Here is a 15894-nt window from a genome sequence, read left to right as displayed (position 1 = left end):
AGAAAATGAGTTTCTTTAAAAAATTGAAAGAAAAGCTTACCACTCAAACAGAATCCGTAACAGAAAAATTCAGAGAAGGATTAACGAAAACCCGCGATTCCTTTTCTGGTAAAGTAAATGACCTTGTTGCTCGCTACCGCAAAGTCGACGAGGATTTCTTTGAAGAACTGGAGGAAATCCTAATTGGAGCGGATGTTGGCGTTAACACCGTGATGGAATTGATTGATGAGCTTCGAATGGAAGTGAAACGACGCAATATCCAAGATCCTCGTGAGGTTCAAAGTGTCATTTCCGAAAAGTTGGTGGAGATCTATCAAGCTGGAGATGACGTGTCTCCAACCATCAACTTTCAACAAGGCGGCTTAACGGTTGTTCTCGTGGTAGGTGTAAACGGCGTAGGGAAAACTACTTCTATAGGCAAAATAGCTAAGAAACTGAAGCAAGAAGGAAAGAGCGTGCTTCTTGCAGCAGGAGATACATTCCGTGCCGGTGCTATTGACCAGCTTGAAGTATGGGGCGAGCGTGTTGGTGTGGATGTGATTAAGCAATCAGAGGGTTCAGACCCAGCAGCTGTTATGTATGATGCCCTCCAAGCAGCTAAAGCGCGCCAAGTGGATGTTCTCCTTTGTGATACAGCAGGCCGTCTTCAAAACAAGGTCAATTTAATGAAGGAACTTGAAAAGGTGAAGCGTGTGATCGAGCGTGAGGTACCAGGTGCACCGCATGAAGTCCTGCTTGTACTGGATGCAACGACTGGCCAGAATGCATTAAGCCAAGCGAAGATCTTTTCTGAAGCGACGAATGTTACGGGTATCGTTTTAACTAAGCTTGACGGTACTGCGAAAGGCGGTATCGTTCTAGCGATCCGAAATGAAATGAAAATTCCGGTCAAGTTTGTTGGTTTAGGGGAAAAAGCAGAAGATTTGCAAGAATTTAATGCAGAGCAATATGTGTACGGATTGTTTGCAGATATGATGGAAAAAGAAGAAGCACAAGAAAGCTAAAAAACGTACTACCACTTGCCGCCCCTCTAATCTGACGGGCGGTTTTTTTAAAAAACAAGATAAAATATGAAACTGTTGATTTCCGTTCCAGGCGCTTCGCTTGCCTGCGGGCGGTCCGTGAGCCTCCTCGGCTTACAGCCTGTGGGGTCTCACCTGTCCCTTCCTCCCGCGGGCGTCTCCGCGCCTTCCACTCCAATCAACAAGGTGACCTCATTTATTGAAGGGCTTATGAGATTTCATCTAACGGAATTAAATGAAAAAGAACTATCATTTCGTTCTCATAATTTTCAGCTGTGGATTGGAGCAAATGGCGGAGACTCCAGCGGGGGAGTAACGGAAGATTGAGACCCCGCAACGAAGTGAGGAGGCTCAAGCACCGTCCCGCGGAAAGCGAAGCCAATTGCGGAAAGGAACAGCGGCGGTCAACCAACCAAATAAAGTTTCAAAAGATTAAAGAACCCAAGGTTTATTGTTTGATTTTCATTTACCCCGCTATTCTCACAGGTCAAGAAAAAAACTTGACATTCCCCATCCCAACCTGTAAACTAAGCTATTGTAAAGGCATTTCACTTAACAAGGGAGAGTGAAGAGGATGCTTGAAAAAACAACGAGAATGAACTATCTCTATGATTTCTATCAGTCGTTGTTAACACCAAAGCAACGAAGCTATATGTCTTTGTATTACTTAGATGATCACTCCCTTGGTGAGATAGCAGAGGAATATAACATAAGTCGTCAAGCAGTGTATGATAACATAAAACGTACAGAACAGATGCTTGAGCAATATGAAGAAAAGCTTTTGTTATTTCAAAAGTTTCAAGAGCGGCAGTCGCTTGTGCAGCAGATGAAGGACGAAGTCGAAAAGGCGGAAACTCCGTTTAACGGCCAGACTCTTTTAGCGCTGATTGAGTCGCTTGAGAAATTAGATTAGGGGGCGGCATACATGGCATTTGAAGGTTTAGCCGACCGTTTGCAAAATACGATACAGAAGATTCGTGGAAAAGGTAAGGTAAGCGAACAAGACGTTAAAGAAATGATGCGTGAAGTTCGACTCGCTTTACTTGAAGCGGATGTTAACTTCAAAGTAGTGAAAGACTTTGTAAAACGCGTGAATGAACGTGCAGTTGGACAAGAAGTCATGAAAAGTCTTACACCCGGTCAGCAAGTAATTAAAGTGGTAAAAGAAGAACTCACCGCACTTATGGGCGGAGAGCAAAGTAAAATTGCAGTGAGCAGCCGACCGCCGACCGTCATCATGATGGTAGGTCTACAAGGTGCAGGTAAAACGACGACAACAGGTAAGCTTGCAAACCTATTGCGCAAAAAGCACAATAGAAAGCCACTTCTAGTTGCAGCCGATATTTACCGACCGGCAGCCATTAAACAGCTTGAAACACTTGGAAAACAACTCAGCATGCCTGTTTTCTCTCTAGGAGATAAGGTTAGTCCCGTTGAAATTGCAAAGCAAGCTATCCAAAAAGCGAAAGATGAGCATCATGACTATGTGCTTATTGATACCGCAGGACGTTTGCACGTAGATGAAACACTAATGGACGAGTTAAAACAGGTGAAAGAAATATCAAACCCCGATGAAATCTTCCTTGTAGTCGATGCAATGACAGGTCAAGATGCTGTAAATGTGGCGCAAAGCTTCAATGAACAGCTTGGCTTGACTGGCGTTGTGTTAACAAAACTTGATGGAGATACCAGAGGTGGAGCTGCATTATCCGTTAAGGCGGTAACCAATACCCCGATTAAGTTCATTGGTATGGGAGAAAAATTGGATGCCATCGAGCCTTTTCACCCTGAACGTATGGCCTCTCGTATTTTAGGTATGGGAGATGTGCTTACTCTTATTGAGAAAGCACAATCAAATGTAGACGAAGAGAAAGCGAAAGAGCTTGAACAGAAACTGCGTACGATGAACTTTACGTTTGATGATTTCCTGGAACAGCTTGGCCAAGTGAGAAACATGGGGCCTCTTGATGAAATTCTCGGAATGATACCTGGAGCCAACAAGATGAAAGGCTTAAAAAATGTCCAGGTGGATGAAAAGCAGATTGGTCACGTTGAGGCAATTATCCAATCCATGACAAAAGCGGAGAAAGATAATCCAGATTTAATTAATGCGAGCCGCAAAAAGCGGATAGCAAAAGGTAGTGGACGACCTATTCAGGAAGTAAACCGTCTACTTAAACAATTTGAAGAGATGAAAAAAATGATGAAACAGATGACAAGCATGCAAAAAGGAAAAGGCAAAAAAGGCGGCTTCAAATTTCCTTTCATGTAAGTATCCACAGCATTTTTTCTCTTAATAAATAAAGTGACAAGAAAAAACACTTTACAAACAAGTAACTACTTGTTATCATACTATCTTGTGTGAAATATTTTCGGAGGTGCTATATTAAATGGCAGTAAAAATTCGTTTAAAACGTATGGGTTCTAAAAAATCCCCATTCTATCGTATTGTAGTAGCAGATTCTCGTTCTCCTCGTGATGGACGTTTCATTGAAACAGTTGGAACTTACAACCCAGTAATGCAGCCAGCTGAAGTTAAAATCAATGAAGAATTAGCTCTTAAATGGTTACAAGATGGCGCGAAGCCTTCTGACACAGTTCGTAACCTTTTCTCTAACGAAGGTATTATGGAAAAATTCCACAATGCCAAATTAGGTAAGTAAGAGGCAAAATGACAGAACTAATCCAAACAATTGTGACGTCGTTAGTAGATCATCCAGAAAATGTAGTGGTTACGGAAAAAGAAACAGGTAATGTTCTTACGTATCAACTTACTGTACACCAAGATGATTTAGGGAAAGTGATTGGCAAGCAGGGTAGAATTGCAAAAGCAATCCGAACAGTCTTGTTCGCTGCTGCTTCTCACGAGAATAAACGAGTGCAATTAGAGATTATGGAGTAGGGGGAGGCTTTGATGCTTCCCCTTTTCTTTTTGGTTAAATAGGTAAGAGAACCTCTTTGAGGGTACTCTATTTATATAGAAGATAAGCGTTGCGCGTGGAGGTGCATGAAATGTCAAAGTGGTTCAACGTAGGTAAGCTTGTTAATACACACGGGATAAAAGGTGAGGTTCGTGTGGTTTCTAGAACGGATTTTCCTGACGAACGTTATAAAAAAGGGAATCTCCTATACTTATTCTTGCCAAATGAAAAGGAACCTGTAGAAGTTAAGGTAGCATCTAGAAGGGTACATAAATCTTTTGACCTTCTCACATTTGAAGGATTCCATAATGTAAACGAAGTGGAAAAATTCAAAGGAGCCATTGTTAAAGTTCCAGAAGACCAATTAGGTGAGCTGGAAGAAGGAGAATATTACTTCCACGAGATTGTTGGCTGTAAAGTGATCCTTCAGGAAACCATGGAGGAGATAGGCACGGTTAAGGAAGTACTGACACCAGGAGCAAATGATGTATGGGTCATTAAGGCCAAGAAAGGCAAGGACATCTTAATCCCTTATATTGATCAAGTAGTAAAGAAAGTGGATGTGAAAGAGAAGACAATTATCATAGAGCCATTAGAAGGGCTGTTTTAAGATGAAGATTGATATTCTTTCCATTTTTCCGGAAATGTTTACAGGTGTACTCGGGTCCTCCATTTTGAACAAAGCTGCGGAGAAAGGAGCCGTTCAATACAGTGTGACCGATTTCAGAGATTACGCGGATAATAAACATAAGACAGTCGATGACTACCCTTATGGAGGTGGAGCTGGAATGGTGCTTAAAGCTCAACCGATCTTTGATGCCGTATCATCCCTTACAGAGGCAAACCAAACTGTCAAAAAGCCGAGAGTTATTCTGATGTGTCCTCAGGGAGAACGCTATACTCAAAAGAAAGCGGAAGAACTCGCACAAGAAGAGCACTTGATATTCATTTGCGGCCATTATGAAGGCTATGACGAGCGAATCAGAGAACATGTTGTGACAGATGAGATCTCCATTGGGGACTATGTCCTTACAGGTGGCGAACTTGCTTCAATGGTTATTGTAGACAGTGTGGTTCGGTTACTTCCTGATGTATTAGGAAAAGCGGCTTCCCATGAACAGGACAGCTTTAGTACAGGCCTTCTTGAGCATCCCCATTATACGAGACCAGCTGATTTCCGGGGGATGAAAGTGCCGGATGTTTTAATTTCAGGAAATCATGCACATATTGAAGAATGGCGAACAAAAGAGTCTATACGAAGAACATGGAACAGAAGACCTGACTTATTCGATGAATATCCGTTAACAGATCAACAGCAAAAGTGGCTTGAAGAAATTAAAAAAGAGGATAAGGCATATTGATTTTATTTGTCTAATATGCTATTATACTCTTTGTGACTTAGCTATTGCTATGTCTAAAAACGATGTTCCGCTGCATCAAATAAGTATGGTATGAGCATCTGTGGAAAAGGAGCAGAAAACTATGCAAAAATTAATCCAAGATATTACTCAAGAGCAGTTGAAAACTGATCTTCCTTCTTTCCGTCCTGGTGACACTGTACGTGTTAACGTTAAGGTTGTAGAGGGAACGCGTGAGCGTATTCAGGTATATGAAGGAGTAGTAATCAAACGTCGTGGCGGCGGAATCAGCGAAACTTTCACAGTTCGTAAGATCTCTTACGGTGTTGGAGTTGAGCGTGCATTCCCACTACACTCCCCTAAAATTGAGGGAATTGATGTAGTTCGTCGTGGTAAAGTACGTCGTGCGAAACTTTACTACCTACGTGCATTACGTGGTAAAAAAGCGCGTATCAAAGAGATTCGATAATCAAAGGGGGAGCTTGGAGACAAGCTCTCTTTTTTTACTAAAAAAATGGCTGCGCAATATCTATAGTTTTGTTTAAACAAAAACAAGGTATATAATTGAAGTAGAATTACATATAAATTCTCGTTAAATAAGAGAACATAATGAAAACGGCGGAGGAACAGATATGGCACGTTCTAAAAATGAGCTTTGGGAATGGGTAAAGGCCTTAGCTATCGCAGTAATTCTTGCAGCAGCAATACGTTATTTCTTTTTTGCACCGATTGTGGTGGATGGTGATTCCATGATGCCCACACTTCATAATCAAGACAGAATGATCGTGAACAAGATTGGATATAAAGTTGGTGAACCAGAACGATTTGACATCGTTGTGTTCCATGCAACAGAAGACAAAGACTATATCAAGCGCGTCATCGGCTTACCGGGAGACGAAGTAGAATATCGGGATGATGTCCTGTATATCAACGGAAAAGCCTATGAAGAGCCCTATTTGGACAGCTATAAGGCTCAATATCCCGATGGCCTGTTAACAGAAGATTTCACATTAGAAGAAAAGACAGGCCTTCAAGAAGTGCCAGAAGGTCATCTCTTTGTAATGGGAGATAACCGCAGATTCAGCAAGGATGGCCGTCACATCGGTACAGTGCCACAAGAAGAAGTATTAGGTAAAACCAATATCGTCTACTGGCCGCTATCAGACCTAAGAATGGTAAAATAGAACCCTAGCTGTTGATTGGAGCAAAAGGCGGAGACTCCTGAGGGGGATAGCGCTAGGTGGAGACCCGCAGGCGAAGCCGAGGAGGCTCTAGCGGCGCCCCTAGGAAAGCGAAGACATTTGCGGAAATTAACAGCGGTGTATAACGAAATAAAAATATATGTTTTTTTGCAAGGACTTCAGGAGGCAATTCTCATGACAATACAATGGTTTCCCGGGCACATGGCGAAAGCCCGAAGACAAGTAACAGAAAAACTTAAATTGATTGATATCGTCTACGAATTGGTAGACGCGCGGATTCCCGTATCATCACGAAACCCGATGATTGACGAAATCATCTCCAATAAACCAAGAATCATCCTACTAAACAAAGCAGATATGGCAGATGCAAAGGTGACGCGCGAATGGTTGGAGTATTTCAACCTCCCAGGTTCATCAACAAAAGCGATTGCCATTGACTCTCAAACCGGTAAGGGGATTCAGCAGATTGCAACATTATCAAAAGAGCTATTAAAAGAGAAGTTTGATAAAATGCAATCTCGCGGAATTAGACCAAGAGCAATCAGAGCACTGATTGTCGGCATACCCAATGTTGGGAAATCCACACTGATTAACAGACTGGCGAAGAAAAATATCGCTCAAACAGGAGACAGACCTGGTGTGACAAAGGCCCAACAATGGGTCAAAGTAGGGAAGGAATTGGAATTACTTGATACACCAGGTATTCTTTGGCCGAAGTTTGAGGACCAGGAGGTAGGCTATCGCTTAGCTACTACTGGTGCCATTAAAGATACAATCATCAACCTACAGGACATTGCGGTATTTGCATTAAGATTTCTGACAGACGCCTATCCAGAGAGGTTGAAGGAACGATATGGTCTCGAGGAAATACCAGAGGATATCGTGGAACTTTTTGACGCAATCGGCTCTAAACGCGGGTGCAAGATGAGCGGTGGACTGATCGATTATGATAAGACTGCAGAACTCATCATACGGGAAATCCGTTCTGAGAAGCTTGGCAAACTTAGTTTGGAGAAGCCGGATAAACTATAGAGAAAGGCTGGCACATGTGCAGCCTTTTTCTTTTTTGGGTAAAGGAGTAAAAAACATGGCGAAAAAGTCGATAAAAGAAATAGAGAAAATACTCAATGGAATCGAAAGTGAAGAGGATCCCTTCCTCCTATCTATCCAAGAGGATGAACGAAAAGGTGTTAAAGCACTTTTAAAAAGGTGGACAAAGAGAAGGACGGAAGAGCAGAAACTTGTAGAGCAGTTTCAAGAGATGCAAAAATATGAACACGCTCTTTGGCAAAGTGGACGCCGTTTTATTGCCGGTATAGATGAAGTGGGGCGCGGTCCCTTAGCAGGTCCGGTGGTAGCGGCTGCAGTCATTCTCCCAGAGAATTTTCACTTACCTGGACTCACTGACTCCAAGAAACTGAGTCCACAGAAACGAGAACACTTTTACCATTACATAAAAGATCATGCTATCAGTTATGGAATAGGCTTAGTGGACTCCGAAGCAATTGACCAAGTTAATATATATGAGGCAACAAAACTAGCAATGATAAAAGCAGTGAAGAGTCTTTCTGAAACACCTGATCATCTCTTAATTGATGCGATGAAGCTGGATATAGCACTTGAACAAACATCCATCATTAAAGGGGATGCCACAAGCATTTCCATTGCTGCCGCTTCTGTGTTGGCTAAAGAGACAAGGGACACATATATGAAGAAACTTGCGAGTGAATTTCCACAGTATGGTTTTGACAAAAATATGGGATACGGAACCCGAGAACATCTAATTGCTTTAGAAGAAGTAGGGGTGACCCGAGAACATCGTCGATCATTCTCACCCGTAAAGGAAATGGTTGACTAAAAAAGGAGTTAGCTATGAACATTTTGCAGTTCATCCAATCAAAGGGGATTGGTATTGATTCGTTGTTGGGCAAACCATCTATCGACCCTCTTTCACAAATACCTGGAAGAGTTCTTCGAGCAATGGTAACGGAGAAGTTGAATGGTGCTGTTTTTTCCATTAAGAAGGGTTCTATCTCTGCACAAGCTATCATCTATGGAAAAGTGGTGGTTGGCAAGGAATATACGTTCTCCGTACAGAAGGGAGAGCGTGGAGTGTTCTTGGTGCCTATCCAAAAAGATGTAGCTTCCTATCAACCACTATCTTCCCAAGTCGAAAAAAATTCTGATGGGACGGTTAAACCCTCTATCCAAACAACATCTTCTACTGCTCCTTCACAAACGACTCAAGAGGTCATACAGGCACTGGTCGCACAAAAAGGAGGAAAGATGCCTTTAATCACCATAATAGAAACGGCGGAGGTGATAGACCGCCTGCCACCGTCATTAAAGGAAAAGGCGATGGAGTTGGTAAAAGTGCTAGTTTTGCGAAATGATCTCACCAACATTCCTGAAAAGCTCCAAATGATGGTTACTGGCCTTTCTGACCAGGAAACGACCTTGCAAACACTCGCCAAAGTGGAAGCTCATCTTCAAAAAGCAGCACCTCCTACACTGATTCAGGAAAAACTAATGGATGTCATTCAAAACATGCAGCTTCCTAAAACCTTTCACACCAAAGGAGAGGCATTGCAATTTATCAGACAGGTTCTACCCCTACTGGGCTTGAATTTTGAAAATGATCTATTCCATTTCGTTCGGCAGGACCAGCCGTTATCACAAGCGAAGCTGGAACACTTAAAGCCGCTACTTTTGAATTATTTAAACCAAGCAACAACAACTGAGGAGAAAGCGACCATCAATCAACTCGTTTCCAAATTGACTAGTTTTCAACTCCTAACAAGAGAAGAAGGAAATCTTCATCATGTTTTCATCCCCCTACCTGTTAACTTGGAAAATGAAGCAAGAGAATGGTATGCACATATAAGCTCGAAAAAAAAAACCGAAACCCTAGACCCAGAATATTGCCGTATTGTCCTTTTACTGGACCTGCCAATATTTTCATCTGTCATGGTGGACGTGCTTGTACAAGGAAAAGTAGTGAGTATTTCTTTTCAACATTCCTATCCGAGACTTGAAACACTTGTCCAACAAAGCACCTATCTATTAAAAAGTAAACTGTCTGATAAAGGCTATACTTTAAGCAATATAAAAACTGATTGGAAAAAAGCCGAAAGAACACCTGGGATCTCATTGGACTATTTAAGGACGATTTTGTCCCCGCCACAGAAAGGGGTGGACATGAGGGTATGAATAAAGACATTATAAAGAGAAAAAAAGCGGTTGCCATCAAGTATGAACAGAATAAAAGTGTCGCACCTGTTGTACAGGCCAAAGGTACTGGGCTCATAGCTGAAAACATTCTGGAGGAAGCTAAAAAGCATAATATCCCCATACAGGAGGATCAGGCATTATTAGAAATACTAATGGAAATAGAATTAAATGAAACAATACCTGAAGAACTATATGAGGTGGTGGCCGAGATCTTGGCCTATGTGTACACCCTTCATAAAGACGAGAAAAAGAATGTGAAAAATACCACGTGAAGGTTTTTTAACATAATGAAAATTGATTGAATAATCTGTCAAATATTACATGTTTTTGCGTATTGACTCCTTTTCCTCGACAAAATGGGATGTCAATCTATTAATTTTTTGAAAATAGTATAATATTTTTGCAGAAAGGTAGACATTTGATGGCGCATTTAATAAAATGAAAGCGCAGTCTATTTTTAAATAATGTTCTGTTATACATAAGATTGGAGGATGGGAAATGAATATCCATGAATATCAAGGAAAAGAGATCCTCAGAAAATACGGGGTAGCTGTTCCAAATGGCCGCGTTGCATTTACAGTAGAAGAAGCAGTGGACGCTGCAAAAGAACTAGGAACAGAAGTTTGTGTTGTGAAAGCGCAAATTCACGCAGGTGGCCGCGGTAAAGCCGGCGGAGTTAAAGTTGCAAAAAACCTAGATGAAGTTCGTGAATACGCAGGGGATATCCTGGGTAAAACGTTGATCACTCATCAAACAGGCCCTGAAGGCAAAGAAGTAAAACGCTTACTTATTGAAGAAGGTTGCGACATTAAGAAAGAATACTATATTGGTCTAGTGTTAGATCGCGCAACTTCCCGTGTCGTATTAATGGCATCTGAAGAAGGCGGAACAGAGATTGAAGAAGTGGCAGAGCAAACGCCAGAGAAAATCTTCAAAGAAGTTATTGATCCAGTTGTAGGTCTTACTGGCTATCAAGCACGCCGAATCGCGTTCAATATCAATATTCCAAAAGAATTGGTTGGAAAAGCAGTTAAATTCATGATGGGACTATATACAGCTTTTGTAGAAAAAGATTGTTCTATCGCTGAAATCAACCCATTAGTAGTAACTGGCGATGGTAACGTAATGGCACTTGATGCAAAGCTTAACTTCGATTCCAATGCATTATACCGTCATAAAGATATCCTTGAGTATCGTGACCTGGAAGAAGAAGATGCAAAAGAAATCGAAGCTTCCAAATATGATCTAAGCTACATCTCACTAGATGGTAACATCGGATGCATGGTTAATGGTGCAGGACTTGCGATGGCAACTATGGACATCATCAAGCATTACGGTGGAGACCCTGCTAACTTCCTAGATGTTGGGGGCGGAGCTACTGCTGAGAAAGTTACAGAAGCTTTCAAAATTATCCTTTCTGATGATAATGTAAAAGGTATTTTCGTTAACATTTTCGGTGGAATTATGAAGTGTGACATTATTGCTACAGGTGTTGTGGAAGCAGCGAAGCAAGTTGGACTTGAAGTACCTCTAGTAGTTCGTTTGGAAGGTACAAACGTAGACTTAGGTAAACAGATCTTACGTGAATCAGGCTTAAATATCGTTGCAGCAGAATCCATGGCTGATGGTGCACAAAAAATCGTAGCGCAAGTAGGATAAGAAAGGCAGGGGACATTCATGAGTGTATTCATTAATAAAGATACAAAAGTAATCGTACAAGGTATTACTGGTTCTACAGCGTTGTTCCATACAAAACAAATGCTTGAGTATGGTACACAAATCGTTGGTGGTGTAACACCAGGTAAGGGTGGCACTGAGGTTGAAGGTGTACCTGTATTCAATACAGTAGAAGAAGCTGTCAAGGCTACTGGTGCAAATGCATCCGTTATTTATGTACCGGCTCCATTTGCTGCAGATGCAATCATGGAAGCGGTAGATGCAGATCTTGACTTGGCTATTTGTATTACTGAGCATATTCCTGTACTTGATATGGTAAAAGTGAAGCGTTATATGGAAGGGAAAAAGACTCGTCTTGTTGGTCCTAACTGCCCTGGCGTTATCACTCCTGGTGAGTGCAAGATCGGAATCATGCCTGGTTATATCCACACAAAAGGCCACGTTGGGGTTGTTTCCCGTTCTGGTACATTAACGTACGAAGCGGTTCATCAATTATCTCAAGAGGGTATTGGTCAATCTACAGCAGTAGGTATCGGTGGAGACCCTGTTAACGGTACGGATTTCATTGATGTATTAAAAGCATTCAATGAAGATGAAGATACGTATGCAGTTATCATGATCGGTGAAATCGGCGGAACAGCTGAAGAAGAAGCAGCTCTTTGGGTAAAAGAGAACATGACAAAACCTGTTGTAGGCTTCATCGGTGGGCGTACTGCACCTCCTGGTAAGCGTATGGGTCACGCAGGAGCAATTATCTCAGGTGGTAAAGGTACTGCCGATGAGAAGATCCGTGTGATGAACGAGTGCGGCATCGAAGTTGCTGATACTCCATCTGTTATGGGTGAAACACTTATCAAAGTGATCAAAGAGCAAGGCATTTACGACAAATGTAAAACACATTAATATAATGATGGATAAGGGATAGTCGAGTTAGGCTATCCCCATTTCCATGATAAATGAAAGAGGTGTATTGCTTATATGCAAATAGAGAAAAGAAGAATGATAACCCTGCATCATTGTCCAGGACTCTCCTTGAAAACATTCCACAATCTAATATTGAAAGATCCCACACTTGACCTTCTATACACTATGAAACCTTCTGAGATTACTTCCTATTTTACCATCACACAAAAGCAAGCACATTCCATCTACCATTACATCCACAACAATAATGTCACACAGCTTCTTTCTATTTATAAAGAACATGGCATTCACTCTCTGACTATTCGGGATGATGACTATCCAGCCTTATTAAAAGAAATCTATGATCCTCCAGTAGTCCTTTATACTAAAGGTAATCAACAACTATTAAAAACCAGAATGCTAGGGATAGTCGGTGCTAGATTGATGTCTTCATACGGCAGTCACTCTCTAAACAAGTTGATTCCTCCGCTATTAAAAGAAAACTTTACAATCGTAAGCGGATTGGCAAAAGGGGTGGACATTTGTGCTCATCGGTTAGCAATGGAAAGAGGAGGAAATACCATCGCTGTCTTAGGTAGTGGGTTGTTTCATATTTATCCCAAAGAACATCAATCTTTTGGAGAAAAAATCGCCTCCCAACATCTACTCCTCTCAGAATATCCTCCATACACAACTCCAACAAGATGGAACTTCCCACAAAGGAATCGAATTATCAGCGGTTTAAGTGAAGGGGTAATCATTATTGAAGCGAAAGAGAAAAGCGGCTCCCTCATTACGGCAGATCAAGCAATGGAACAAGGGAGAGAGGTGTTTGCTGTTCCAGGGTCGATCCTTTCAGAAACATCCAAAGGAACAAATACCCTCATTCAACAGGGAGCAAAACTTGTGATTTGTCATCTTGATATTTTAGAAGAATTGACTAGCACTGAAATGGTAAAATGAAAAAATAAGGACAGAGATTACAATTAAGTGACAGAAAAATAACTATTTTTGAGAGAATTTTTGTTTTTTACTTTACAAATCAATATATGTCTATATTATTAGAGGGTACAATGATATTAAAAATTGTACCCTTTTCTCATTATAAGAACGCCTTCTCTAATTAGAAAAGTTTGCGGGGACTAGTATATAAAGAAGATTCTGTGTCTACATATAATACATAAGGGTAACCGGAATGTTTAATGAGGATAAAACTAGGAAAATACATAAAATATTGAAATACTCTGTTTGACAAACGGTTACATAATATTTAATAATGGTGAAGATTTATAATAATAGATAAAACTAAAATGAAAATAGAAGCTAAAAACTTTGAGAAAACGCATCATCTTATTGTTTTTTCTAAGAATTTACCCTCTTGAGGAGGATTATTGAATGGCAGATTACTTAGTGATTGTGGAATCACCAGCAAAAGCGAAAACAATAGAAAGATATTTAGGAAAAAAATATAAAGTGAAAGCCTCCATGGGGCATGTAAGAGATTTGCCTAAAAGTCAGATGGGTGTTAATGTCGATCATGAATTTGAGCCGAAATATATTACCATCAGAGGGAAAGGTCCCGTCTTGAAGGAATTAAAAACAGCTGCCAAAAAAGCGAAGAAAATTTTCCTCGCGGCTGACCCGGATCGTGAAGGGGAAGCTATCGCATGGCATCTTGCCCATAGCCTCGATATTGATATCACATCTGATTGTCGGGTCGTTTTTAATGAGATTACAAAAGACGCAATTAAAGAATCATTCAAACATCCAAGACCGATTAATCTTGATGTAGTCGACGCCCAGCAGGCAAGAAGGATTTTGGATAGACTTGTAGGATATAATATTAGCCCTTTATTATGGAAGAAAGTGAAAAAGGGATTAAGTGCTGGACGTGTTCAATCCGTTGCTGTACGTTTAGTCATTGAACGAGAGCAAGAGATAAATGCCTTTGAACCAGAAGAGTACTGGTCCATAAAAAGCAGCTTCCTTACCGGAAAATCAAAAGAATTTGAAGCAAGCTTCTATGGAGTAGATGGAAAGAAAACAGAGTTGAAATCTGAAGAGGATGTTAATGAGATTCTCGGAAGGCTAGAGGGCAACTCTTTTGAAATCAAGAGCGTAACCAAAAAGGAGCGTAAACGTAATCCAGCGCTTCCTTTCATCACATCTTCACTGCAACAGGAGGCAGCCCGTAAACTTAACTTCCGTGCAAAGAAAACCATGATGATGGCTCAGCAGCTCTATGAGGGCATTGAACTTGGAAAACAAGGTACGGTCGGTCTTATCACTTACATGCGTACCGATTCAACACGTATTTCAGAAACCGCTAAAAAAGAAGCGGTGGAATATATCGAAAAGACGTACGGCAAACAATTTGTTTCTACTGAAGAAAGAAAAGAAACAAAAAAGAGCAACGCGCAGGATGCCCATGAAGCGATACGTCCAACATCTACCATAAAGGACCCACAGTCCATCAAAGAGTACTTATCACGAGATCAATTCCGCTTATATAAACTGATTTGGGAGCGCTTTGTTGCAAGTCAGATGGCACCAGCAATCTTGGATACAGTCAGTGTGGACTTGACCCAAAATGATGTGCTGTTCCGTGCGACCGGATCTACGGTCAAGTTTCCCGGTTTCATGAAAGTATATGTAGAAGGTAATGACGATCAACAAGAAGAAAAAGAAAATCTATTGCCTCCTTTAAAGAAAGGAGACACAGTCTTTTCCAAAGATATCGATCAAAAACAACACTTTACACAACCTCCACCTAGATATACGGAGGCTAGGCTTGTACGTACATTAGAAGAGCTTGGGATAGGAAGACCTTCAACGTATGCACCTACACTAGATACAATCCAGAAAAGGGGCTATGTTGCACTTGATAATAAACGATTTGTTCCTACTGAGCTTGGAGAGATTGTCATCCAATTGATTTTGGAGTTCTTCCCGGAAATCATTAATGTGGAGTTTACTGCAGATTTGGAAACGAATCTCGATAATGTCGAAGATGGGAAAGTTAACTGGGTAAACATTATTGATGGATTCTATCATGAGTTCGCCAAGCGGTTAGAAAAAGCGGAAGCGGAAATGCAGGAAATTGAAATTAAAGATGAGCCTGCAGGTGAGGATTGTGAACTTTGCGGTCACGAAATGGTCTTTAAAATGGGTAGATATGGAAAATTCATGGCGTGTTCCAATTTTCCAGACTGCCGTAATACAAAACCTATCGTAAAAGAGATTGGAGTTCCTTGTCCTAAATGTGAAAAAGGGAATATCGTCGAAAGAAAAAGTAAAAAGAAACGAATTTTCTATGGCTGCGACCAATACCCTACCTGTGAATTCCTATCATGGGATAAACCTATTGCCAGAAAGTGTCCAAAGTGTGAATCCTTACTGGTCGAGAAAAAGCTTAAAAAAGGTGTACAGGTACAGTGCGTAGAGTGCGATTATAAAGAAGAACCACAAGGATAAGCTATATGATAGCAAATAAGGGACTGACACTTGAGTGGTTGGGTCAGCCCTTTTTCCTTTGAAAAAAAATTAGTAGATGTAGCAATAAATTTTGGAGGTATCAGTT

General features: G+C 41.0%; 17 protein-coding genes. All 17 read left to right on the top strand.

Annotated elements, in window-relative coordinates; translation table 11 throughout:
• Positions 1–5 precede the first annotated feature (5 nt).
• The 17 genes from ftsY (at position 6) to topA (ending at position 15788) form a co-directional block, all read left to right on the top strand.
• Entirely contained in the window at positions 6–1004 is a 999-nt protein-coding gene (ftsY, locus tag FZC76_RS01660) for a signal recognition particle-docking protein FtsY (protein WP_148986537.1), read from the top strand.
• Positions 1005–1596: 592 nt separating this feature from the next.
• Entirely contained in the window at positions 1597–1935 is a 339-nt protein-coding gene (locus FZC76_RS01655) for a putative DNA-binding protein (protein ID WP_148986536.1), read from the top strand.
• A gap of 12 nt (positions 1936–1947) precedes the next feature.
• On the top strand, positions 1948–3294 hold the full coding sequence (gene ffh, locus FZC76_RS01650; protein WP_148986535.1) for a signal recognition particle protein: 1347 nt from the start codon (positions 1948–1950) through the stop codon (positions 3292–3294).
• A 118-nt stretch (positions 3295–3412) separates the two neighbouring features.
• Positions 3413–3685, top strand: a complete 273-nt coding sequence (rpsP, locus tag FZC76_RS01645) for a 30S ribosomal protein S16 (protein ID WP_148986534.1) — start codon at positions 3413–3415, stop codon at positions 3683–3685.
• A gap of 8 nt (positions 3686–3693) precedes the next feature.
• Complete coding sequence (locus FZC76_RS01640) at positions 3694–3924, top strand: KH domain-containing protein (RefSeq protein ID WP_060665873.1); 231 nt, start codon at positions 3694–3696, stop codon at positions 3922–3924.
• A 110-nt stretch (positions 3925–4034) separates the two neighbouring features.
• Positions 4035–4553, top strand: a complete 519-nt coding sequence (gene rimM / locus FZC76_RS01635; protein WP_148986533.1) for a ribosome maturation factor RimM — start codon at positions 4035–4037, stop codon at positions 4551–4553.
• A 1-nt stretch (position 4554) separates the two neighbouring features.
• The gene (trmD, locus tag FZC76_RS01630) at positions 4555–5304 is read left to right on the top strand and encodes a tRNA (guanosine(37)-N1)-methyltransferase TrmD (protein ID WP_148986532.1); all 750 of its coding nucleotides are present in this window, start codon (positions 4555–4557) and stop codon (positions 5302–5304) included.
• Positions 5305–5425: 121 nt separating this feature from the next.
• Positions 5426–5770 carry a 50S ribosomal protein L19 gene (gene rplS, locus FZC76_RS01625; protein WP_010193413.1) on the top strand — a complete coding sequence of 115 codons (345 nt, stop codon included), beginning with the start codon at positions 5426–5428 and terminating at the stop codon, positions 5768–5770.
• A gap of 163 nt (positions 5771–5933) precedes the next feature.
• A complete protein-coding gene (gene lepB, locus FZC76_RS01620; protein WP_148986531.1) occupies positions 5934–6485 on the top strand; it encodes a signal peptidase I in 552 nt (183 codons plus the stop codon).
• A 192-nt stretch (positions 6486–6677) separates the two neighbouring features.
• Complete coding sequence (gene ylqF / locus FZC76_RS01615; RefSeq protein ID WP_148986530.1) at positions 6678–7535, top strand: ribosome biogenesis GTPase YlqF; 858 nt, start codon at positions 6678–6680, stop codon at positions 7533–7535.
• A 55-nt stretch (positions 7536–7590) separates the two neighbouring features.
• Entirely contained in the window at positions 7591–8361 is a 771-nt protein-coding gene (locus tag FZC76_RS01610) for a ribonuclease HII (protein ID WP_148986529.1), read from the top strand.
• A gap of 14 nt (positions 8362–8375) precedes the next feature.
• Positions 8376–9713, top strand: coding sequence for a hypothetical protein (locus FZC76_RS01605; RefSeq protein ID WP_148986528.1), 1338 nt, complete (start codon positions 8376–8378; stop codon positions 9711–9713).
• Positions 9710–10006 carry an EscU/YscU/HrcU family type III secretion system export apparatus switch protein gene (locus FZC76_RS01600; protein WP_148986527.1) on the top strand — a complete coding sequence of 99 codons (297 nt, stop codon included), beginning with the start codon at positions 9710–9712 and terminating at the stop codon, positions 10004–10006. The genes FZC76_RS01605 and FZC76_RS01600 overlap by 4 nt, the downstream gene beginning before the upstream one ends.
• 226 nt (positions 10007–10232) lie before the next feature.
• Positions 10233–11393, top strand: a complete 1161-nt coding sequence (gene sucC, locus FZC76_RS01595; protein ID WP_060665881.1) for an ADP-forming succinate--CoA ligase subunit beta — start codon at positions 10233–10235, stop codon at positions 11391–11393.
• Positions 11394–11411: 18 nt separating this feature from the next.
• Positions 11412–12314: a succinate--CoA ligase subunit alpha gene (sucD, locus tag FZC76_RS01590; protein ID WP_148986526.1), complete on the top strand. Its 903-nt coding sequence runs from the start codon at positions 11412–11414 to the stop codon at positions 12312–12314.
• Positions 12315–12389: 75 nt separating this feature from the next.
• Positions 12390–13277 (top strand): DNA-processing protein DprA, encoded by an 888-nt coding sequence (gene dprA / locus FZC76_RS01585; RefSeq protein ID WP_148986525.1) that lies wholly within the window; start codon positions 12390–12392, stop codon positions 13275–13277.
• Positions 13278–13709: 432 nt separating this feature from the next.
• On the top strand, positions 13710–15788 hold the full coding sequence (topA, locus tag FZC76_RS01580; protein WP_148986524.1) for a type I DNA topoisomerase: 2079 nt from the start codon (positions 13710–13712) through the stop codon (positions 15786–15788).
• The last annotated feature ends 106 nt before the right edge of the window (positions 15789–15894 follow it).

It is taken from the genome of Sutcliffiella horikoshii, from assembly GCF_008180725.1.
Classification (GTDB): Bacteria; Bacillota; Bacilli; order Bacillales; family Bacillaceae_I; genus Sutcliffiella_A; species Sutcliffiella_A horikoshii_B.
Note: the sequence above shows the minus strand (reverse complement) of the source record. Positions and strands in the feature narration are given on the sequence as shown.